Source organism: Citrobacter sp. Cb004 (genome assembly GCF_030337065.1).
Taxonomy (GTDB): Bacteria; Pseudomonadota; Gammaproteobacteria; order Enterobacterales; family Enterobacteriaceae; genus Citrobacter; species Citrobacter braakii.
On sequence record NZ_JAOWCH010000066.1, the window covers coordinates 1 to 21777 of the forward strand.

The following is a 21777-nucleotide window of genomic DNA, read 5'->3' on the forward strand; positions in this document are numbered from 1 at the left end:
TATAGTCATTCGCACCCTGAGAATTACACTTTGAAGTGATTCAGGGTATGCGCTTACTGGTTACGAATATTGAGCGAGAATCATGCGATGATCGCCGCTTTTCTTTCGAGCCAGTAGGTGCTCCACGTTCGCTAACGAATACTCAGGGCATGCAGATAACTGCTGGCTATATTTCTTTCGAAGAGCGTGGAATGCATACCAATCCCCGATAAAAAGGAGTTGGTGATGACTGAGACTAATCAATTTGCTGCGCACGTTGGTCTGGACTGGGCAGATAAAAAGCACGATGTCTGTGTTCAGTTTAAAAACGGTGAACGCACATTCCATGTGATTGAACATACGCCGGAAGCGCTTGATGTCTGGCTTACCGAGTTACACCAGAAGGTAAAAGGCAGGATCGCTATCGCCGTTGAGCTGAAGAAAGGTCCCGTGGTGTATGCTCTTCAGAAATATCCATTTATCACCGTTTTCCCCGTCCACGCTTTGTCTCTGGCTCGTTACCGGCAAGCCTTCTCGCCCAGCGGTGCTAAAGATGACCCGCAGGATGCCGAGCTGGCATTAGAGTTAATGCTGCGTTATCCCCAAAAGATAAAAGCCATTGAACCCGACAATGCCGATATCCGGTTACTCCAGCAACTGGTTGAGCAGCGTCGTCAGTTGGTTGAAGATAAGCGCCGTTTTGTGAACCGGCTAATCAACACACTCAAACAGTATTATCCTCAGCCCCTGGAGTGGTTCTCACATCGGGGTAGCTTGCTATTGTGTGAACTGATTATGCGATGGCCCAGTCTGCAACAACTAAAACGAGCCAGGCGAGACACGATCCGCAACTTTCTCAATGCCAAAGGTGGCCGCGCAATGGCCCTTACCGAGCAGCGTGTTGTGAGTATTGATAACGCCATTCCGTTGACGACAGACCCGAGTGTTATAGAGGCTAATGCTTTGATGGCAACAGCACTGGCGACACAAATTAAAGTCGTGAGTGAAATCATCAAAACCTATGACGAACGAATCGAAACGCTGTTTGACACATTGCCAGATTCGGGGCTGTTCAAATCACTTCCGGGCATGGGGCCGTGTTTGGGACCACGAATGCTTGCTGCACTTGGTGATAACCGTGACCGGTTTAACAGCGCTGAAGAAATTCAAAACTACGCAGGTATTGCACCGGTGACAGAACGAAGTGGCCAGAAATCCTGGGTTCACTGGCGATGGCAGTGTGCCAAGTTCGTCCGGCAAACCTTTGTTGAATGGGCTGCCAAGACGGTTAACTCATCATACTGGGCCAGACTTTATTATCGGGGACTGCGAGAAAAAGGAAAATCTCACCAGTCTGCAATCCGGGCTCTGGCCTTCAAATGGATAAGGATCATTTACCGCTGCTGGAAGACCAAGACCCAGTACGATGAAGCGAAGTATTTGCTGGCACTGGAAGCGCGAAAGTCGCCCTTACTGAAGCCATAAAAAAGCTTGTCGAATGTCTCAGGGCGTGAAGCGGTTGGAAAAGAGCGCAATAATAGGTGCGCCCAGCACCACGCCAAAAGCGTAAAACGAAATCATATGGCCAGCGGCAGGGATGGAAATTCCCACGTCCCGCGCCAGCTCGGTGAGTACACCCATGATGCCAAACTCGGCCATGCCCAGCCCAAATGTCCCCAGAGCTAAAGAGAAAATGACTTTTTTCATACCACCTGCCAACAAGAAAGACGCACGATGTGCGCCATAGCGGCGAACGTTCGCCGCCAATAGAGATAGCTTGCGGATAAGCGAAGTGGAATGCCATTTCATATCCGTCTTTGTGTATTCACGATCGTGCTATGTGCCGTGCCGGATAGCGCTGGCGCATATCCGGCCTCCAGGAGCTGAGATGCTATCAGGCATCAACTGCAAACATTTTATCGAGTTTGCTGTAGCCCAGTCCGTTGATTTTTTTGACCTTGATCTGCACCGGAATGCGTTCTTTCATCGCTTCAACGTGGCTGATGACACCAATGGTTTTGCCAGTGGCGTTGAGCGCATCGAGCGCATCCAGGGCGGTATCCAGCGTTTCGCTGTCCAACGTGCCGAAACCTTCGTCGAGGAACAAGGAGTCAATTCGCGTTTTGTGGCTGACCAGGTCGGACAACGCCAGCGCCAGCGCCAGACTCACGAGGAAGCTCTCGCCGCCGGAAAGCGTACGTGTGTCACGCACGGCATCGGCCTGCCAGGTATCAACCACTTCCAGCTCCAGCGCTTCGCTGGCCTTGCGCTGCAACAGATAGCGACCGTGCAGACGGGTCAACTGGTTGTTGGCAAGCCAGACCAGATTATCCAGCGTCAGCCCCTGGGCAAACTTGCGGAATTTATCTCCCTCTTTCGAGCCAATCAGCGCGTTCAGATAGCCCCAGTCTTCGACCTGCTGTGCGACTTTCGTAATCTCGAGCATCAGCGCCTGCTGCTGCTGGCGGTTTTCACCATCCTGCTTGAGCTGCTGGCGAATTTCGCCCTGACGAGTGGTGTTCTCCCGTAGCTGCTGGGTGAGTTGCGCCAGCGCGTCGTGAAGATGTTGCACAGTGAGCGTGAGATCCACCCCGGTTGGTAGCTGTTGTTGATGAGTCGCCAGCGCCTGCTGCGCCTGATTAAGCAGCGTTTGCGCCTGCTGTCGCTGGCTTTCCAGTGATTGCTTCAATTGTTCAAGGCGGTTAAAGGTCTCTTCATCCAGCAGGGCGGCAACAAAGGCGTCGCGATCGGCAAAGATGCTGGCCTGCAATGCGGTATCAAACTGCGCCTGAATTTCTGCAGCGCGCTGAACGTCCTGCGCCTCCTGCTGCTGTAAGGTTTGCCACTGCCCCTGTAAAGAGAGGCAATCGTCGTGCACCTGCCGCCAGTTTTCCAGCGACAGATTCTCAATGTTTTCACCAAGCGCATCGGTTTCAGGCAGCGTTTCCAGCACCGGCGCAAGCTGGGCGATTCGAGCCTGTAATTCAGTCAGTTCGTTCTGGCGCTGCTGCCACATTTGCGCTTCGTTCGCCCGTTCGCTCAGCCATGAGGCGACTTCAGCCTCGGTCGGAAGGGACAGACCATGACGGGCCAGCTCGGCGGTTAACGTTGCCTGACGCTGGTCAATATGCTGCTGGAGCTGAGTAATCTGCTCTGTGTGTGCGGTGATTTGCGCTTGCAGGGTATGACGCAGACTCAGTTGGTGAAGCTGCTGCTCGTGCTCTTCCTGGGCGGCAAGCCACGGGGCGATGTCATCCTGCGGTTGCAGCGTCACGTTGAGGCTGGCGGTGACTGTCTGCCACTCTTGAGTAAGTGCTTGCTCTTCCTGAGAAAGCGTTTGTACTTCGCGTTCATCGCGCTGAAGTTGCTGGGTTATCGCCTCAAGTTGACCGCGTAGCGTTGAACCCTCATCGGCCAGCGTTTTGACCTCTTTTTCCAGCGCTTCACGCCGTGTCTGATTCACACTCAGTTCGAGCGTTTGATAGCGCTCAATCGCCGGGTGCGTGGTGGAGCCGCAAAGTGGGCAAGGCATGCCGGATTGCAATAGTGCCCGCTGGCTTTCCAGATCTTTGATCCGGGCTTCCTGCTCGCAAATGATTCTCACATCGGCAAGCTGCTGATTTTTATCTTTATAGCGCTGACGCTTTTCTGTAAGCACCGCATTGCGCTGGGCCAGCTCCTGCTGACGCTGCACAAGCGTGGCGCGTAGCTGCGCCAGTTGCTTATGCTTCGGGGCGATTTGCCCGTGCAGATTACTCAGCCGCTGGCGTAACGGACGAAGCTGCACATGTTGCGCCAGCGCTTCCGTTACCTGTTGTACCGAAAGGGTCAGCGTGGGAAGCGCCAGCGCATCGAGCTTGCGCGTGTCGTTCTCCCGCAACTGCTGCCACTGGCGCAGTTGGGCGCTGGCGTCGGACTGTTGGGCCAGCAGCGCTTTCCATCCTGCCAGTTCGCTACTCCACAAACGGAAGCGGTCATGTTCCTTCAACCAGTCGGTTAACGTTTGCTGTCCGGCGAGCATAGCGGCTGACTGCGTTTGTGCCTGCTGACGAATACGTCCGCGCAGCGCTAAGCTGCTTTGTAAGCGAGCATTCACTTCCTGAATCTTCTGTCGCGTACGGTCAATCGTAGCCGTTTGTTCCTGGATTCGCTCCCAGTGTGGGCGTAACGCTCTGGCCGGGAGTGCCAGACTCAGCGCCGCCAGTTGCGGCTGCGCGTCTTCCTGCGCCTGAAGTGCAGCCTGTAATGCCTGCTGGTGGCGGTTTATCTCCGCCTGTAGCTCATTTTGCCGCATGAGCCAGTTGAGGTGCTGCTGCTGGGCTTGTTGGCAGGTAAGATATTGTTTTTCTTCGTCAGTAAGTACCTGCAAACTTTCTGTCAGGGATTGCAATTGCTCTGGCGCTAACAGCGCAACACCGCTGGCCTGGGCCTGCAGTTTTTCCAGTTCCGTACGCGCTGATTTGTGCTTTTCAAATACCATGGCGGAGATTTGGCCGTAGATCTCAGTGCCGGTCAGCTCTTCCAGCAGCTCGGCGCGCTCTTTCGGTTTGGCATTGAGAAATGCGGCAAACTGCCCCTGAGACAGCAGCATCGAACGGGTAAAACGTCCGTAATCCAGCCCGGTAAGCTCGGCGGTCATCTCCAGCTTATCTTTGACCTTATCGGCGAGGATTTTACCGTCGGAGCAGCGGGCCAGCTCTACGCGAGGGACCTGCAGATTGCCCTCCGGCTGATTGCGCGCCCGGTTCTGGCTCCAGAATGCGCGGTAGGCTTCGCCCCGCACCTCAAACTCGACCTCGGCCAGACACTCCGCGGTGTCGCGGGTCATCAGGTCGTTTTGCGACTGTGACACGGTATTCAGGCGCGGCGTTTCGTGGTACAGCGCAAGGCAAATTGCGTCCAGCAGGGTCGTTTTCCCCGCGCCCGTTGGCCCGGTGATAGCGAACAACCCGTTGCTGGCAAACGGTTCTGCCGTAAAATCGACTTTCCATTCTCCCTTCAGGGAGTTGAGGTTTTTCAGGCGCAGGCTGAGAATTTTCATGCTTCAGCCTCCCCGGCAAGCGTTTGTAAGGTTGCGCTAAACAGCTGGTTAAGCCGCTCACGCTGCGGTTCTTCGAGTTCTTCCAGCGCCAGGCGGCGGTCAAAAACCTCTGCCACGCTCAGCTCGCTTAACGTTTCACGTCGTTCATTGGCCATAATGCGTTCGCGCTGTTCACGACTGCGGCGCACCAGTAGCACTTCTACCGGTAAATCTTCGGTTAAGGCCTGGATCTTACGTTGCATATCATGCAGGTAGTCGTCGGTGGTGATTTCAATATCCAGCCACACCGGTGGCTCTTGCTGCACGCCGCGCCACTGCTCAAGCTGGGTAGTAATGGCGGCTAAATCGCCTTTCAGTACCGCAAGCTGCTGCGTAACCGGCACGGTGAGATTTTCAACGGCGCTGAGTTTCCCCGCGTCAAAGCTCACCAGATGTACACATTTGCTTTTGCCGCACTCGTCAAAACTGAGGGCAATCGGCGAGCCGCAGTAGCGAATATGTTCCGTGCCGCCGATAACCTGCGCCCGGTGAATATGTCCCAGCGCGATGTAGTCTGCCGGTGGGAAGTTTTGCGCTGGGAAGGCGTCCAGCGTACCGATATAAATGTCACGTACGGCGTCGCTTTTACTGGCTCCGACGGTGGTCAAATGCCCGGTCGCAATGATGGGAAGATTGTGGTCGCCGCGCAGCGTGCAGGCATCCTGATACTGCTGCTGATAATAGTCGGTGATTGCGCCCAGTAAATGCTGCTGTTTTTCTTGTCCTGTCAGCCCGGCCTGGCTGGTGATGATGTCGCGCGGACGTAAAAAAGGCACCGGACACAGGATCGCCCCCAGCGTACCGTCGCGTAGCGGCAGTATCTGCGGCCCATGGCCAGCGCTGGCAACCACCGTGGTGTTGAGAAACGCCAGAATATCGCGGGATTCATTGAGCGTGGCGACAGAGTCATGGTTGCCTGCCAGCACCACCAGATGACAGCCGGTTTGCTGCAGTTTGACGACAAAACGGTTATACAGCTCACGGGCATAGCTAGGCGGTGAGCCGGTATCGAAAATGTCGCCTGCCACAATAATGGCATCCACCTGCTGGGATTGTGCCGTTTCCAGCAGCCAGTCGAGAAAGGCCTGATGCTCGGCGGCGCGGCTCTTGCTGTAGAAATTTTGGCCCAGATGCCAGTCAGACGTGTGAAGGATGCGCATAAGAGTTCCATGACGGTAAAACAATGGCGGGGATTATAACCCTTCACGAGTGGGAATATCTTGTCTCCGGGCTGTCATAATTCGCCGGGCTGCGTTAAACCTGGACTATCTTTTCATAAATCTGTCATAAAACTGACGCATAATGGCACTGTATTGATGGCAAACGATTTAATTACAAACAGGGCAAATCATGGCGAGACGTATTCTGGTCGTAGAAGATGAAGCTCCAATTCGTGAAATGGTCTGCTTCGTGCTCGAGCAAAACGGATTTCAACCCGTTGAAGCCGAAGACTATGACAGTGCTGTGAACCAACTCAATGAACCCTGGCCGGATCTCGTCCTGCTTGACTGGATGCTTCCAGGCGGCTCGGGTCTACAGTTTATTAAACATCTCAAGCGCGAAGCGATGACGCGGGATATCCCGGTGATGATGCTGACGGCGAGGGGGGAAGAGGAAGATCGCGTCCGGGGGCTGGAAACCGGCGCGGATGACTATATTACCAAGCCCTTTTCTCCCAAGGAGCTGGTGGCGCGTATTAAAGCAGTTCTGCGTCGTATTTCACCGATGGCGGTGGAAGAGGTTATAGAGATGCAGGGGCTAAGCCTTGATCCCACCTCGCATCGCGTGATGACCGGCGAGGATCCGCTGGATATGGGGCCGACCGAATTCAAACTGTTGCACTTCTTTATGACTCATCCCGAGCGTGTCTACAGTCGCGAGCAACTCCTCAATCATGTCTGGGGAACCAATGTGTACGTGGAAGACAGGACTGTGGATGTGCACATCCGCCGCTTGCGTAAGGCGCTGGAGCACAGCGGACACGATCGTATGGTGCAGACGGTTCGCGGGACGGGATATCGTTTTTCAACCCGCTTCTGACTGACAAGAATCAGGGCCTGAAGGATTAGGCCGTATAGGGAGTAAGACGTTTGCTAGAACGATTGTCATGGAAAAGGTTGGTACTGGAGCTGATCCTGTGCTGCATACCGGCATTTATCCTTAGCGCTTTTTTCGGTTACCTGCCCTGGTTTTTACTGGCGTCGGTAACGGGCCTGCTTATCTGGCATTTCTGGAATTTATTACGTTTGTCCTGGTGGCTATGGGTCGACAGAAGCATGACGCCGCCGCCGGGGCGAGGCAGTTGGGAGCCGTTGCTGTACGGGCTGCATCAAATGCAACTGCGCAACAAAAAGCGCCGTCGTGAACTGGGTAATCTGATTAAACGTTTTCGTAGCGGGGCGGAATCGCTACCCGACGCGGTGGTGCTGACCACTGAAGAAGGCGGTATCTTCTGGTGTAACGGACTGGCCCAGCAGGTTCTGGGACTGCGCTGGCCGGACGATAGCGGGCAAAATATTCTTAACCTGTTGCGCTACCCGGAATTTACACAATATCTGAAAACGCGCGATTTTAGCCGACCGATCAATCTGGTACTCAATACCGGACGGCATCTGGAAATTCGCGTGATGCCCTATACCGATAAGCAACTGCTGATGGTGGCGCGCGACGTTACCCAGATGCATCAACTGGAAGGTTCACGACGTAACTTTTTCGCCAACGCCAGCCATGAACTGCGTACGCCTCTGACGGTGTTACAAGGGTACCTGGAAATGATGCAGGAGCATCCGCTGGAAGGGACGACGCGTGAAAAAGCGCTGCATACCATGCGCGAACAAACGTATCGCATGGAAGGGCTGGTGAAACAGCTGCTGACGCTGTCAAAAATTGAGGCTGCGCCGACGCTACTGCTGAATGAGAAAGTCGATGTACCCATGATGCTGCGCGTGCTCGAACACGAAGCGCAAACGCTGAGCCAGCAAAAACATACGTTTACCTTTGATGTTGATAACAGCCTGAACGTGCGGGGTAACGAGGAGCAGTTGCGTAGCGCTATCTCGAATCTCGTCTACAACGCGGTGAACCATACGCCAGCGGGAACGCACATTACCGTACGCTGGCAGCATGTGGCGTCGGGGGCGGAGTTTTGCGTGGAAGACAACGGTCCAGGCATTGCCGCCGAGCATATTCCACGATTAACCGAACGTTTTTATCGTGTGGATAAGGCGCGATCACGGCAAACGGGCGGCAGCGGACTTGGTCTGGCCATCGTTAAGCATGCGCTGCATCATCACGACAGTCGCTTGAGTATCGAAAGCGAACCAGGCGTTGGGACGCGATTTAGTTTCGTGATCCCGGAACGTTTAATTGCCAAAATTAACGGTTAAGGCGCATTCGTAAGATAATCTTTCCAAAAGCCAGCGCAAGCTGGCTTTTTCTATGCGGTCAATATAACCATCCTGAATTTTACGACGTTTGGTTGTTTTTTGTTCGAACTATTACCCATACCTTTTTCCATGAAATGGTGTTTTGTGCTAACCCCATTTTTCATATCGCTATATTGTTCTGGTTTTGGGATCCCACCTTGCTTTAAAACGTTATAAGCGTTTAAATTGCGCTCCAGGTGCTGTCATACCGACTGCATTTACGCGGTAAATCGAAAAACTATTCTTCGCCGCGCCAGTCTGGGAGTGTTTCCCGCTGGAATTGAGCAAAAATGCCGCTGTATTGTCCCCCAGGGAAAGGCAAAAATTTATTATTTTCAACACCACATCCACAGGCAGTAAGACTTTATGACCCATCAGTTAAAATCGCGCGATATTATCGCTTTGGGATTTATGACATTTGCACTGTTCGTTGGTGCAGGTAACATCATCTTCCCCCCAATGGTTGGTTTGCAGGCAGGTGAACACGTCTGGACTGCGGCTTTTGGCTTTTTGATTACCGCCGTTGGCCTGCCGGTACTTACCGTTGTCGCGCTGGCGAAAGTCGGTGGTGGTGTGGACCGACTGAGCACGCCTATCGGTAAAGTCGCTGGTTTGCTGCTGGCGACCGTGTGCTATCTGGCTGTTGGACCGTTATTTGCTACGCCGCGTACCGCGACGGTCTCTTTCGAAGTCGGGATTGCACCGCTGACCGGTGACTCCGCGCTGCCACTGCTTATCTACAGCGTGGTCTATTTCGCGATTGTGATTCTGGTTTCGCTGTATCCGGGCAAACTGCTGGATACGGTTGGTAATTTCCTGGCCCCGCTGAAAATCCTGGCGCTGGTGGTCCTGTCTGTCGCCGCAATCGTCTGGCCAGCAGGCCCGATCAGCAATGCGATGGAAGCCTATCAAACTGCGGCGTTTTCTAATGGCTTCGTGAACGGGTATCTGACCATGGATACGCTGGGCGCGATGGTATTTGGTATTGTTATCGTCAACGCCGCTCGCTCGCGTGGCGTTACTGAAGCGCGTCTGCTGACCCGTTATACCGTTTGGGCGGGTTTGATGGCGGGTGTGGGCTTAACGCTGCTGTATCTCGCGCTGTTCCGTCTGGGTTCAGATAGTGCAATTCTGGTCGATCAATCTGCTAACGGCGCGGCAATTCTGCATGCGTATGTTCAGCACACCTTTGGTGGCGCAGGGAGCTTCCTGCTGGCGGCGTTGATTTTCATCGCCTGTCTGGTCACCGCTGTTGGCCTGACCTGCGCGTGCGCAGAGTTCTTTGCCCAGTACGTTCCACTGTCTTATCGTACGCTGGTATTTATCCTCGGCGGCTTCTCGATGGTGGTCTCTAACCTGGGTCTGAGCCATCTGATTCAGATCTCTATTCCGGTGCTGACGGCTATCTATCCGCCATGTATCGCACTGGTTGTATTAAGTTTTACCCGCTCATGGTGGCATAATTCTTCCCGCGTCATTGCACCTGCGATGTTTATCAGCCTGATTTTTGGTATCCTTGATGGCATTAAAGCTTCTGCAATTGGCGACGTGTTACCGGCCTGGACCCAGCGTTTACCGCTGGCGGAGCAGGGGCTGGCGTGGTTGATGCCAACAGTCGTGATGGTGGTCCTGGCAGTTATCTGGGATCGTGCAGCGGGTCGACAAGTGACCTCCAGCGCACACTAATATCACTGACAATAAGTTTTAACCACGGGGCTATTAACATGGCCCCGTGGTTTTTTATTGTGTTAACAGGTTAGGAATCGATGGAAAGTAATAACAAGCTAAAGCGTGGGCTGAGCACCCGGCACATTCGCTTTATGGCATTAGGTTCAGCAATTGGTACCGGGCTGTTCTACGGCTCGGCCGATGCCATCAAAATGGCGGGGCCAAGCGTGTTGCTGGCCTATATTATCGGCGGCGTAGCGGCGTATATCATTATGCGCGCGCTGGGCGAAATGTCCGTTCATAACCCTGCTGCCAGCTCCTTCTCGCGCTATGCGCAGGAAAACCTCGGACCGCTGGCAGGCTACATAACCGGCTGGACCTACTGTTTTGAAATCCTGATTGTCGCCATTGCCGATGTGACTGCCTTTGGTATTTACATGGGCGTCTGGTTCCCGGCCGTACCGCACTGGATTTGGGTACTCAGCGTGGTATTGATTATCTGCGCCATCAACCTGATGAGCGTGAAGGTGTTTGGCGAGCTGGAATTTTGGTTCTCGTTCTTTAAAGTCGCCACCATTATCATCATGATTGTCGCTGGTTTTGGCATCATCATTTGGGGGATTGGTAACGGCGGGCAGCCTACCGGTATCCATAATCTGTGGAGCAACGGCGGTTTCTTCAGTAACGGCTGGCTCGGCATGGTGATGTCGCTACAAATGGTGATGTTCGCCTACGGCGGGATTGAGATTATCGGGATTACCGCTGGCGAAGCCAAAGACCCGGAAAAATCTATTCCGCGCGCCATCAATTCCGTACCGATGCGTATCCTCGTGTTTTACGTGGGGACGCTGTTCGTCATCATGTCTATTTACCCGTGGAACCAGGTCGGCACTGACGGTAGCCCGTTCGTTCTGACGTTCCAGCATATGGGGATTACCTTTGCCGCCGGGATCCTCAACTTCGTAGTCCTGACCGCGTCGCTGTCGGCCATCAACTCTGACGTCTTTGGCGTGGGACGTATGCTGCATGGTATGGCGGAGCAGGGCAGTGCGCCAAAAATGTTCGCCAAGACGTCGCGTCGTGGCGTGCCATGGGTGACGGTGATGGTGATGACCATCGCGCTGCTGTTTGCGGTGTATCTTAACTACATCATGCCGGAAAACGTCTTCCTGGTGATCGCCTCTCTGGCGACCTTCGCAACGGTATGGGTGTGGATTATGATCCTGCTGTCACAAATTGCCTTCCGTCGTCGTCTGCCGCCGGAAGAGGTTAAGGCGCTGAAATTTAAAGTGCCGGGTGGGGTTGTGACGACCGTCATTGGCCTGATTTTCCTGGTCTTTATCATCGCGCTTATCGGCTATCATCCGGATACCCGCATTTCGCTATACGTCGGCTTTGCGTGGATTATCCTGCTGCTTGCCGGCTGGGTTTTCAAGCGCCGTCGCGAGCGCCAACTGGCTGAAGCGCAGTAATATTTTTGCCGGGTAGCTTAATGTTACCCGGCAATTTTCTCCTCCCCCACACTCCTCCCCCAATAAACGTTAAGATGATGAGTGATCCTGCACTTCGCTATGGCAAGGTGACGTCATTATCATCAAAGGGGATACGTGATGTTGAACGCCTGGCACCTTCCGGTTGCCCCATTTGTTAAGCAAAACAAAGATCAACTGACGATTACATTATGGCTGGCGGGGGAAAATCCACCCCAGCGGGTGACGCTACGCGCAGAAAACGATAACGAAGAGATTTCGTTGGGTATGCACAAGCAACGCAGCCAGCCGCAACCGGGCGTGACCGCGTGGAGAGCGGCGATCGATCTCTCCAGCGGACAGCCTCGTCGACGCTATAGTTTTAAATTACTTTGGCTCGATCGTCAGCTGTGGTTTACCCCGCAGGGATTCAGCCGTTTTCCGCCTGCGCGTCTGGAGCAGTTTGCTGTTGATGTGCCGGATAACGGTCCGCAGTGGGCCGCCGATCAGATTTTTTACCAAATTTTCCCGGACCGTTTTGCCCGCAGCCAGTCGCGTGAAGCGACTCAGGATAACGTCTATTACCACCATGCCGCCGGACACGATATTGTGCGGCGCGAGTGGGATGAACCGCTTACGGCCCAGGCCGGTGGCTCCACGTTTTATGGCGGCGATTTGGACGGCATCAGCGAAAAGCTGCCGTATCTGAAAACGTTAGGCGTCACGGCGCTGTACCTGAATCCGGTATTTACCGCGCCGAGCGTGCATAAATACGATACCGAAGATTACCGTCATGTTGATCCGCAGTTTGGCGGCGACAGGGCGCTGCTGCGCCTGCGTCACACCACCCAACAGCAGGGGATGCGCCTGATTCTCGACGGTGTTTTTAACCATAGCGGCGATTCACACGCCTGGTTTGACCGACATAATCGGGGAACGGATGGCGCGTGCCATAATCCGCAATCCCCCTGGCGCGACTGGTATCATTTCTCAGCCGACGGCGTCGCGCTCGACTGGCTGGGGTATTCCAGCCTGCCCAAGCTGGACTTTTCCTCTGAAAGCCTGGTGAATGAAATTTATCGCGGCGAAGACAGTATCGTTCGCCACTGGCTGAAAGCGCCGTGGAGTATGGACGGCTGGCGTCTTGACGTGGTGCATATGCTGGGAGAGGCCGGTGGTGCGCACAACAACCTGCAGCACGTGGCCGGAATTACGCAGGCGGCGAAAGAGACCCAGTCAGAGGCATATGTGGTGGGCGAGCATTTTGGCGACGCGCGCCAATGGTTGCAGGCCGACGCAGAAGATGCCGCCATGAACTATCGCGGTTTTACCTTCCCTGTATGGGGATTTCTCGCCAATACCGATATCTCATACGATCCGCAATTCATTGACGCCCAGACCTGTATGGCGTGGATGGATAACTATCGTGCGGGTTTGTCGCATCAGCAGCAGTTGCGGATGTTCAACCAGCTCGACAGCCACGATACTGCCCGTTTTAAATCTCTGCTCGGTAAAGACGTCGCACGTTTACCGTTGGCGGTGGTGTGGCTGTTTACCTGGCCTGGCGTGCCCTGTATTTACTACGGTGACGAAGTGGGACTGGATGGGAACAACGATCCGTTTTGTCGCAAACCATTCCCGTGGCAGCCTGAAAAACAGGACGCTAACCTGCTGGCGTTGTATCAGCGGCTGGCAACATTACGCCACCAGAGCCAGGCGCTGCGCCATGGTGGTTGTCAGGTGATTTACGCCGAGGATAACGTGGTGGTGTTTGTACGCGTGCTAAACCGCCAGCGTGTATTGGTGGCGATTAACCGTGGCCACGCCTGTGAAGTGGTCCTGCCAGCCTCGCCATTACTGAGCGTCAGCCAATGGCTGCACCAGGAGGGCAAAGGCGTGCTTGCCGAGGATATCCTGACGCTGCCGGCGATTTCCGCCTCGGTGTGGATGGGTCATTGATATAAGCGCGTAACATCCGGGCTTGCCAGCAGCGTTTCCCGCCACCAGCGCTGCGCCAGTCCATCGCGGTTATTGCGCCAGGCCATATAGGCCACGTCTTTTTGGCGAAATGAGATCACCGTTTTTTCCACCAGCTCGCCCGTGGCAAGCCACGGGTTAGCAATATGGCGGGGGAGAAATCCGCAACCCAAGCCGGCCCGCAGTAGCATCACCTTACTGTGGAAATCATCAACGCGAATCTGCGCCTGCTCCTCCATCAGATTGGTTTGTAACGGATGACAAAAGCGGGCGCTGTCGCTAATGACAATCGCCCGGTGCAGGCACAACTGTTCGTTAGTCAGGCCATCCGGTGCTGCGGCCAGCGGATGCTCAGGCGCAACGACAAACACATTGTCCAGCGTGCCAAGCATTTTGTAGGACCAGGCCGCTGACGTAGGCGGTTCATTAATCGCCCCCAAAATAATATCTGCTCCATTATGGGTCAGCTCCTCCCAGGAGCCCGCCAGCGTATGGTGGGTGAAGTTAAGGCGGGTTTGCTTATTCAGCGCGTGAAATTCATCGACAATGGGCAACAGCGAGGCGAAAGGGAAGGAGTCGTCCAGCGCAATCGCCAGCTCTTTTTCCCAGCCTGAATTCAGCTGCACCGCCTGCTTTTCGAGATCTTTTGCCGCGCTCAGCAGCAAACGTCCCTTTTCCAGCATCATCTGACCGGTGTCGGTAAATTTTGCCCGGTGACCGGAACGGTCAAGCAACTCGATATTCAAATCACTTTCCAGCTTTTGAATCATATAGCTGAGTGCTGCAGGGGTTTTAAACAGCGATTCCGCCGCCGCGGCAAATGAACCCTGTTTATCATGAGTTTTGCCCCCGACGGGACGCAGGTTGTCGATCTGCAAGGACATACGGTGATCCCGGGCCTGAACGATTCGCACCTGCACCTCATTCGCGGCGGTCTGAATTACAACCTGGAATTGCGTTGGGAAGGCGTTCCGTCGCTGGCGGACGCGCTACGCATGCTCAAAGAGCAGGCTGACAGAACGCCATCGCCGCAATGGGTGCGCGTGGTGGGCGGCTGGAGCGAATTCCAGTTTGCCGAACGTCGCATGCCAACCCTCGAAGAACTGAATGAAGCTGCCCCGGATACCCCAGTTTTTGTTCTGCACCTCTACGACAGAGCTTTGCTGAACCGTGCCGCACTGAAAGCAGTCGGCTACACCAAGGCGACGCCGGACCCGGCGGGTGGTGAGATTGTGCGTGATAGCAACGGTAACCCAACCGGGATGCTGATCGCCAAACCCAACGCCATGATCCTTTATTCGACGCTGGCAAAAGGACCAAAACTGCCGCTGGAAATGCAGGTCAACTCGACCCGGCAGTTTATGCGCGAGCTGAACCGTCTAGGGCTGACCAGCGCCATCGATGCAGGCGGTGGTTTTCAGAACTACCCGGAAGATTACGAGATAATTGAGCAGTTACACGCCAACAAACAGATGACGGTGCGCATCGCCTACAACTTGTTTACCCAGCGTCCGCAGCAGGAACTGGAAGACTTTGAACGCTGGACCGATATGCTCAAACCAGGGCAGGGGACCGACTTCTACCGTGCCAATGGGGCAGGGGAAATGCTGGTCTTCTCGGCCGCGGATTTTGAAGACTTCCTCCAGCCACGCCCGGATCTGCCGGAAGGTATGGAAGATGAGCTGGAACGCGTGGTACGCCACCTCGTGGAGCACCGCTGGCCGTTCCGCCTGCACGCCACCTACGATGAATCCATCAGCCGAATGCTCGCCGTATTCGAGAAGGTGAATCGCGATATCCCGTTCAATGGCCTGCACTGGTTCTTCGATCACGCTGAAACGATTACCGAACGGAATATCGAGCGCGTAAAAGCGCTGGGGGGCGGGATCGCTGTTCAGCACCGTATGGCGTTCCAGGGCGAATATTTTGTCGATCGCTACGGCAAAGATGCGGTCAAACATACCCCGCCGGTGGCGAAAATGCTGGCGGCTGACGTTCCGGTAGGGCTGGGGACTGATGCCACCCGCGTGGCCAGCTACAACCCGTGGACAGCGCTCTACTGGCTGGTTTCGGGACGTACTGTGGGAGGGATGGCGATGTACGATGATAACAATCGCCTGCCGCGCGATGTGGCGCTGGAATTGTGGACGGCCGGTAGCGCCTGGTTCTCCAGCGAACAGGGTAAGAAAGGGCGCATCGAGAAAGACCAACTGGCCGACCTGGTGGTGCTGTCTAAAGATTACTTCAGTGTGCCGGAAGAGGAGATCAAAGGCATAGAGTCGGTAATGACCATTGTCGATGGCAAAGTGGTGTATGCGGCCGGGCATTTCACTCCGCTGGCGCCGCCGGCCATCCCGGTTGTACCTGACTGGTCGCCGGTGGTAAAAGTGCCGGGGCACTATCGCTTAGCGCCGCCTGCTGCGGCGAAAATTGGCGCAATGGTGCAGATGCACCAGTGCTGCGGCAGCTGCGGCGTACACGGTCATCAGCATGATATAGCGCGTAAATCGGCAATTCCGGTGTCAGATGACCGGGCTTTCTGGGGCGCGCTTGGCTGCTCCTGCTTCGCGTTTTAATCCCTCATCACAGCCCCTGGCCAAACGCAGGGGCTGATTGTCTATTCTGAAAAGCGGTTCATCGTGTTAACCGATATGGCGCAACTGCAACAATTTGTGTCATTCTGGTCTGTCTTTATACAGTGAAGGTGGAAACATGGATGAGCTGCTAACCCTTGGCTGCATTGTATTATTCTTCGCGCTGGTAGTGGTTCCTGGCCTCGCGATCGTGGCATTCAGACGCAGTGCGGCTGTAAGTTCTGAGCTGGTGGTCTTGCGCCGTCGGGTAGAGGAGCTGGAGCTGCGCGGTGTGGCGCAGACCAGCGCCGTTGAGCCAATGGCAGCAAAAGATATTGTTCCTGCCGATGCGCCAACGGCTGCGATGAGCAGCGTATCGCCGGAGCCAGTAACTGAGCCGCCGCCTGAGCCCGTTAACCCGTGGGCTTCACAGCCGAAGCCGGATAATGCGGCGGTATCTACGCCCGACGTCGAGCGGCCTTCTGCTTTTGGCGGGGTAATGTCATCGCTGGTGCGCTGGTTTATGCAGGGTAACCCGTTGGCAAAGCTCGGTATTTTGCTCCTGTTTTTGGGGCTTTCTTTCCTGCTGCGTTATACGGTCGAACATTCTCTGTTTCCGCTGGAGCTGCGTCTGGTGGCGGCCGCGCTGTTCTCTATTGTGCTGTTGGCATTGGGCTGGCGGTTGCGGCATAAGCAACCGATCTATGCGCTGATATTACAGGGGGGAGCTACCGGAGCACTCTATCTCACCGTCTTTGGCGCGTTCCGGCTGTGGCAAATGCTGCCAATGACGCTGGCATTTGCGCTGCTGGTGGTGATTTGTGCGGCGAGTGTGGGGCTGGCTATTCTGCAAAGGGCGCTCAGTCTGGCGATGCTGGCAAGTCTTGGCGGTTATCTCGCGCCGCTGCTGCTTTCCACCGGCGGTGGCAGTCATGTCGCGCTCTTCTCATTCTATCTTCTGCTCTCGGTCGGCATTCTCGCCATCAGCATCTGGCAGCACTGGCGGGAGCTTAATCTGCTTGGCCTGCTGTTCACCTTCGGCGTTGGCGGGGTGTGGGGCCTGGAGGGCTATCGACCAGAGTATTACCTGAGTTGCCAACTGTTCCTGATCGCCAACACGATTATTTTTGGCGTGCTGAGCGTGGCGTTGTCGCTCCGGGCGCAGGAAAAAGGCAAACAGATTATTGACGGCGTACTGCTGTTTGCCCCACCGCTGATCGGTTTTGGAATGCAGTATGCCATTACCCGGCATATGGCTTATGGTCCGGCGCTTAGTGCGCTGGGTTACGGTGGTTTCTATCTGGTGTTAGCAAAGTTTGCGTTGCGCCGTTCCTCTTCTCTGGGGAGACCTCTGGTATTGTCCGCCCTGGCGCTCGGTGGTGCGTTTACCACTCTTGCTATCCCGTTGGCGCTTTCAGCCCGTTGGACGGCGATGGCCTGGTCGCTGGAGGGGCTTGGGATCCTCTGGCTGGGCGTGCAACAACAGCAACGACGCATGAGTTATAGCGGTACGGCGCTGCTCGTGCTGGCCGTGGGCAGCGCGCTATGGGCGCTGGCGAACGGAACAACCGCGCTCTCAGTCATGCTGATTTTTGCCGTGCTCAGCCTCAGTTGGCTGGTTGCTGCATGGCTATGGCGCAACATTTGGATGCAGGGCAGTTGGGCGCTACTCGCTGGTGGTTTGGTTTTCTGGATCATTGCGCTCGTTGCGGCATCGCAACTCGTTCTGAAACAGGAGCGGTGGGTACTGTCTGGCGTGCTGGCATTAATGGCGGTATCGAGCTGGGGCTGGCGAAGTATCGCGGGTCGCCTGGCGTGGCGGGAGCTGGATGCCAGTAAATGGCTGCTGTGGCCGATGATGCTGGTGATGCTGATGTATCAGATCGCTGTACAGCAGATTTTTGCGGCGGGCTGGCCGAATCTGGCCTGGTGCGCGGCGCTAATTGTTGCGGTAGCGCTGCTCTGGCGTGACGCACAAATATTACCGCCAATGCTTTCCAGACTGGCGCATTTATCGTTCTTCTGGATGATTTTACTGGCGCTCGCGGTTGAGCTGTTCTGGTTCGCGCAGGAGCTGCCGTGGGGAAGGGCAGCGTGGGGTAGCGGCCTGATGATGGCGGCTGGCGGGCTGCTTATTTTCCTGATTTATCAGTCTGTTCATCGACAAATCTGGCCGTTTCGCATCTGGCCGGCCCTCTATTCTGTTCAGGCGATGGTTCCCGTTGTGCTGGTGCTGGTCGGTCTGCTCGTGCTGACCAATTTACAAGATGGCGTAGTTTATCGTCAGACTTATCTGCCGTTGCTCAACCCGCTGGAAGAGGGCGCAGCTTTTGCCCTACTGGGCCTGGTGGTGTTTTATCGCGTGTCTGAACGCTATTTCCCGGTGCAGCTTTCGGTATGTCGCCCATGGCCGGTTGTGGCGCTGATGGCGCTCAGCTTTTGGTGGCTCAATGGTGTGCTGCTGCGCGCATTGTCCTGGTATGGCGAGGTTGCGTGGCGTGTAGACGCACTATGGGATTCACGGCTGATTCAAACCTGTTTTGCTCTGTTCTGGATGCTGGCGGCATTGGTGGTGATGCTGCGGGCGACCCGGCGCCGCTCGCGTCGGGAATGGCTGTGTGGCGCGGTATTGCTGGGGATAGTCATTGTGAAACTGATGCTGGTGGACAGCGCAGGAGGCGGCGGTCTGGCGCGCGCGGTTGCGTTTATCGGCGTGGCCATTCTGGTGTTGATTATCGGGTATTTTTCACCATTACCGCCCAAAGCAGGAGAAGAAAAATGAAATGGATGAAAGCGGTGTTATGCAGCGTACTGCTGGGCGCGACAGGCGCGGCGGTAAGCAGCGATGAAGTGAAAGAGTCTCCGGCGGACTACGTAACGGGGGTGACGCTGGAAACTACGGGCACATCACCGTGGTATCGTGTTTCGCTACCTCCGGCGGTGTATCCGGGTACCGCCTGGGCGGATTTGCGCGATGTCCGGGTCTTTAACCATCTGGGGGAGACGGTGCCGTTTACTCTGGTGGCGCAGAAAACCCAGCCCGTTACGCCAGAGGCAGTGGCGCTGCGTTTTTTCCCGCTTGATATGTCACCGGTTGCGTCGCGTGAGGAGGGGCAACGAGGCGGAGACGCTATTGTTTTACGCTCGAAGAGCGGCATTGAAATTCATTTGCAAAGTGATGATGTCAAAGCGCTCGGCCAGAGCTATTTACTGACGCTCCCGGAAGAGACGAAAGATGCCTTTTCACTGGCGCAGTTACGCCTGAACTGGGACTCGCAGGCGGGCAACTGGCAAGGGAAAGCCTCGGTTTATGCAAGCAGTGATTTGCGCTACTGGCGACCCGTGCAGGAAGATGCGCCGTTAATGGATCTGACGCGTGATAACGATCGCCTGAAAATGGACACCATCAGCGCCAGCCTCACGCTCTCTGTGGAGGCGACTCGCTACCTGCTGGTGATCCTCGACTCGCAAAGTCCGGCGCTGACGTTAAACAGCGTGAGCGCGATAGCGGCCAGCAGCGAGCCGGAATCCGAGCGTATCGTGATTGAAGCCCAGGGGAATAAGGTTTCGGATGACGAAGCCGTCTGGCGATGGGCGCAGCCCCAGCCGCTGACCTCGCTTCGCATCGATCTGGAAAGTGAAGGTGTTTTACCGGTGGAACTGGCCTGGCGCAGCGCTGAAAAAGAGCCCTGGCAGCCGCTGACAAAAACCATGCTTTACAATCTGGACTGGAGGAGTTCGGAAGATATTCGTCTTTCCGGTCAGTTGGTTGAGGCCATCCGGATGACGACCATTAACGCCCGGTTGCCAGAGAGGCTGCCTGAGTTGAGCGGCATGCGCGACAGTTATCAACTGGTGTTTAATACGCAGGGCAAAGGGCCTTATATGCTGGCGTGGGGAAACCGGGCGGCGAAAAAGGCTGATGTTGGTCTCGATATGCTGATCCCGGCGTCGCTGCGTAAATCGCAGGAGATGGATTATCTACCGTGGGCGACTCTTCAGGAGAGCGTGGCGCTTGGTGGTGAAGCGCGATTGACGGCAACGTCAGTAGCTGAGCAACAAAGCCAGTGGAAAACGCTGTTGGTGTGGGGGGCGTTAATTCTTGGGGTCGCCGTACTGGCGCTTATGGCGTGGCGAATCTGGCGTGAAGTGAAAAAGGGTAATCCGACATAAACCAATAAAAGAGGCCCGCATTTGCGGGCCTCTTACGATTCATGCCAATTACAGGCTGGAAACGTTCTCGGTCAGGTATTTTGCTACGCCGTCCGGAGACGCGTTCATACCTTCTTTACCTTTTTCCCACTGTGCCGGGCAAACGTCGCCGTGCTCTTCGTGGAACTGCAGCGCGTCAACCATGCGCAGCATTTCGTCGATGTTACGACCCAGCGGCAGATCGTTAACCACCTGGTGGCGAACAACGCCGTTAGCGTCGATCAGGAAAGAACCGCGCAGAGCAACGCCCGCTTCCGGGTGCTCGATGCCGTAGGCTTTCTGGATTTCGCGTTTGATGTCAGCAACCATTGCGTATTTCACTGCACCGATGCCGCCTTTGTCGACAGGGGTGTTACGCCATGCGTTGTGGACAAATTCAGAGTCGAAGGAAACGCCAACAACTTCCACGCCGCGCTTCTGGAATTCTTCGTAACGTTTGTCGAAAGCGATCAGTTCAGACGGGCAAACGAAGGTGAAGTCCATCGGCCAGAAGAACAGAACGGTAGTTTTACCGTTGGTATGCTGTTTGAAGTTGAAGTTTTCAACGATCTCACCGCTACCCAGTACCGCAGCTGCTGTGAAATCCGGAGCCTGACGAGTTACCAGTACCATATAATTCTCCTGCAATGTTAAGGGGTTTTTGGAACGCAACGCGGGCCAGTATAGAGAGTGTTCGGGAATAAGACAAAGAGGCGCTGGCAATCAATGAGACAGGTTTTGTCTATCAATCTTTTACCGGATGGCGGCTACTGCTTATCCGGCGGCTAATACGGGCTGTAGTCAAAGGGTTTTACGCTGCGCCTGTTCCATCATTTGCGGATAAAACTGCCAGAACCGTTCCTCTAACGCATCGTAATGCGTATCCAGGTCATACCATGAGTCACGCAAGGCATCGAGTCGTGGGCGGCGGCTGGCCATGCCATTCAGGACGTTCTGGATAAAATCCATGTCCCGATAGCGCTCAAGCCATTTCTCTGACCATATATAGTTGTTTAAATTGATAAAGCGCGGTGGCGATTCAGGCAAAATAGTGGTCACCTGGGTGCGAGCATAGCGCACAAAGTCCGCCAGCGGGAAGTCGGGGGATATTTCCGACCAGTGGCGCGACAGAAAATGATCCCACATTACGTCCAGCGTAATCGGCGCGACACGGCGCGTTTCGCTGCGAAACCACTCTTTGGCTTCACGCACCTGCGGCAGGTTATCGGTCATCACGTCGATACGACGGTGCATGAAGATGCCTTCTACCACGTCAGGCGAATAGTGCGTTTCCGGATTGCCCCGGACAAAGTCGGCCAGCAAATTGCCGGAAAGCGAGCTGTCGGCAAGGTGAGCCAGATGCAAATGTGCAAGAAAATTCATATCCACTTCATCCTTCAAACTGCCTCTTTGTT

The 21777-nt window shown here is 55.2% G+C and carries 13 protein-coding genes and 2 pseudogenes; 9 read left to right on the forward strand and 6 right to left on the reverse strand.

All coding sequences use genetic code 11. From position 1 onward, the window contains the following. Positions 1-225: 225 nt before the first annotated feature. Entirely contained in the window at positions 226-1464 is a 1239-nt protein-coding gene (locus tag OGV65_RS17290; protein ID WP_012291449.1) for an IS110 family RNA-guided transposase, read from the forward strand. Between the two features lie 24 nt (positions 1465-1488). Here OGV65_RS17290 and OGV65_RS17295 read toward each other — a convergent pair. The 3 genes and pseudogenes from OGV65_RS17295 to sbcD all read right to left on the reverse strand — a co-directional run. After that, positions 1489-1686, reverse strand: a pseudogene (locus tag OGV65_RS17295) (MFS transporter AraJ); the annotation flags it as partial. A gap of 187 nt (positions 1687-1873) precedes the next feature. After that, positions 1874-5020 carry an exonuclease subunit SbcC gene (gene sbcC, locus OGV65_RS17300; RefSeq protein WP_286455273.1) on the reverse strand — a complete coding sequence of 1049 codons (3147 nt, stop codon included), beginning with the start codon at positions 5018-5020 and terminating at the stop codon, positions 1874-1876. Further along, positions 5017-6219, reverse strand: a complete 1203-nt coding sequence (sbcD, locus tag OGV65_RS17305) for an exonuclease subunit SbcD (RefSeq protein WP_286455274.1) — start codon at positions 6217-6219, stop codon at positions 5017-5019. Before sbcD ends, sbcC begins: the two co-directional genes overlap by 4 nt. Before the next feature lie 190 nt (positions 6220-6409). Between sbcD and phoB the strand changes: the two genes are divergently transcribed. From phoB to malZ, 5 genes are all read left to right on the forward strand, one after another. Then, entirely contained in the window at positions 6410-7099 is a 690-nt protein-coding gene (gene phoB / locus OGV65_RS17310; protein WP_003021496.1) for a phosphate response regulator transcription factor PhoB, read from the forward strand. A gap of 50 nt (positions 7100-7149) precedes the next feature. Then, a complete protein-coding gene (gene phoR, locus OGV65_RS17315; protein WP_029139432.1) occupies positions 7150-8445 on the forward strand; it encodes a phosphate regulon sensor histidine kinase PhoR in 1296 nt (431 codons plus the stop codon). Between the two features lie 405 nt (positions 8446-8850). Then, the gene (brnQ, locus tag OGV65_RS17320; protein WP_016152017.1) at positions 8851-10170 is read left to right on the forward strand and encodes a branched-chain amino acid transporter carrier protein BrnQ; all 1320 of its coding nucleotides are present in this window, start codon (positions 8851-8853) and stop codon (positions 10168-10170) included. Between the two features lie 80 nt (positions 10171-10250). Next, positions 10251-11624 carry a proline-specific permease ProY gene (proY, locus tag OGV65_RS17325; RefSeq protein WP_016152018.1) on the forward strand — a complete coding sequence of 458 codons (1374 nt, stop codon included), beginning with the start codon at positions 10251-10253 and terminating at the stop codon, positions 11622-11624. A 138-nt stretch (positions 11625-11762) separates the two neighbouring features. Next, positions 11763-13580 carry a maltodextrin glucosidase gene (malZ, locus tag OGV65_RS17330; RefSeq protein ID WP_286455275.1) on the forward strand — a complete coding sequence of 606 codons (1818 nt, stop codon included), beginning with the start codon at positions 11763-11765 and terminating at the stop codon, positions 13578-13580. Here malZ and OGV65_RS17335 read toward each other — a convergent pair. Continuing rightward, the gene (locus tag OGV65_RS17335; protein ID WP_286455277.1) at positions 13574-14482 is read right to left on the reverse strand and encodes a LysR family transcriptional regulator; all 909 of its coding nucleotides are present in this window, start codon (positions 14480-14482) and stop codon (positions 13574-13576) included. The two genes, malZ and OGV65_RS17335, sit on opposite strands and share 7 nt — an antisense overlap. Between OGV65_RS17335 and OGV65_RS17340 the strand changes: the two are divergent. From OGV65_RS17340 to OGV65_RS17350, 3 genes and pseudogenes are all read left to right on the forward strand, one after another. Continuing rightward, a pseudogene (locus OGV65_RS17340) lies at positions 14432-16174 on the forward strand (amidohydrolase); the annotation flags it as partial. The gene OGV65_RS17335 and the pseudogene OGV65_RS17340 sit on opposite strands and share 51 nt — an antisense overlap. Before the next feature lie 136 nt (positions 16175-16310). After that, positions 16311-18953 carry a DUF2339 domain-containing protein gene (locus OGV65_RS17345; protein ID WP_286455278.1) on the forward strand — a complete coding sequence of 881 codons (2643 nt, stop codon included), beginning with the start codon at positions 16311-16313 and terminating at the stop codon, positions 18951-18953. Further along, entirely contained in the window at positions 18950-20344 is a 1395-nt protein-coding gene (locus OGV65_RS17350) for a DUF3999 domain-containing protein (RefSeq protein WP_279265202.1), read from the forward strand. Before OGV65_RS17345 ends, OGV65_RS17350 begins: the two co-directional genes overlap by 4 nt. 48 nt (positions 20345-20392) lie before the next feature. On the opposite strand, the gene OGV65_RS17355 is transcribed toward OGV65_RS17350, so the two are convergent. Both OGV65_RS17355 and acpH read right to left on the reverse strand, forming a co-directional pair. Then, complete coding sequence (locus tag OGV65_RS17355) at positions 20393-20995, reverse strand: peroxiredoxin (protein WP_003021524.1); 603 nt, start codon at positions 20993-20995, stop codon at positions 20393-20395. Positions 20996-21163: 168 nt separating this feature from the next. Next, positions 21164-21745: an ACP phosphodiesterase gene (gene acpH / locus OGV65_RS17360; protein WP_016152027.1), complete on the reverse strand. Its 582-nt coding sequence runs from the start codon at positions 21743-21745 to the stop codon at positions 21164-21166. Between the last annotated feature and the right edge of the window lie 32 nt (positions 21746-21777).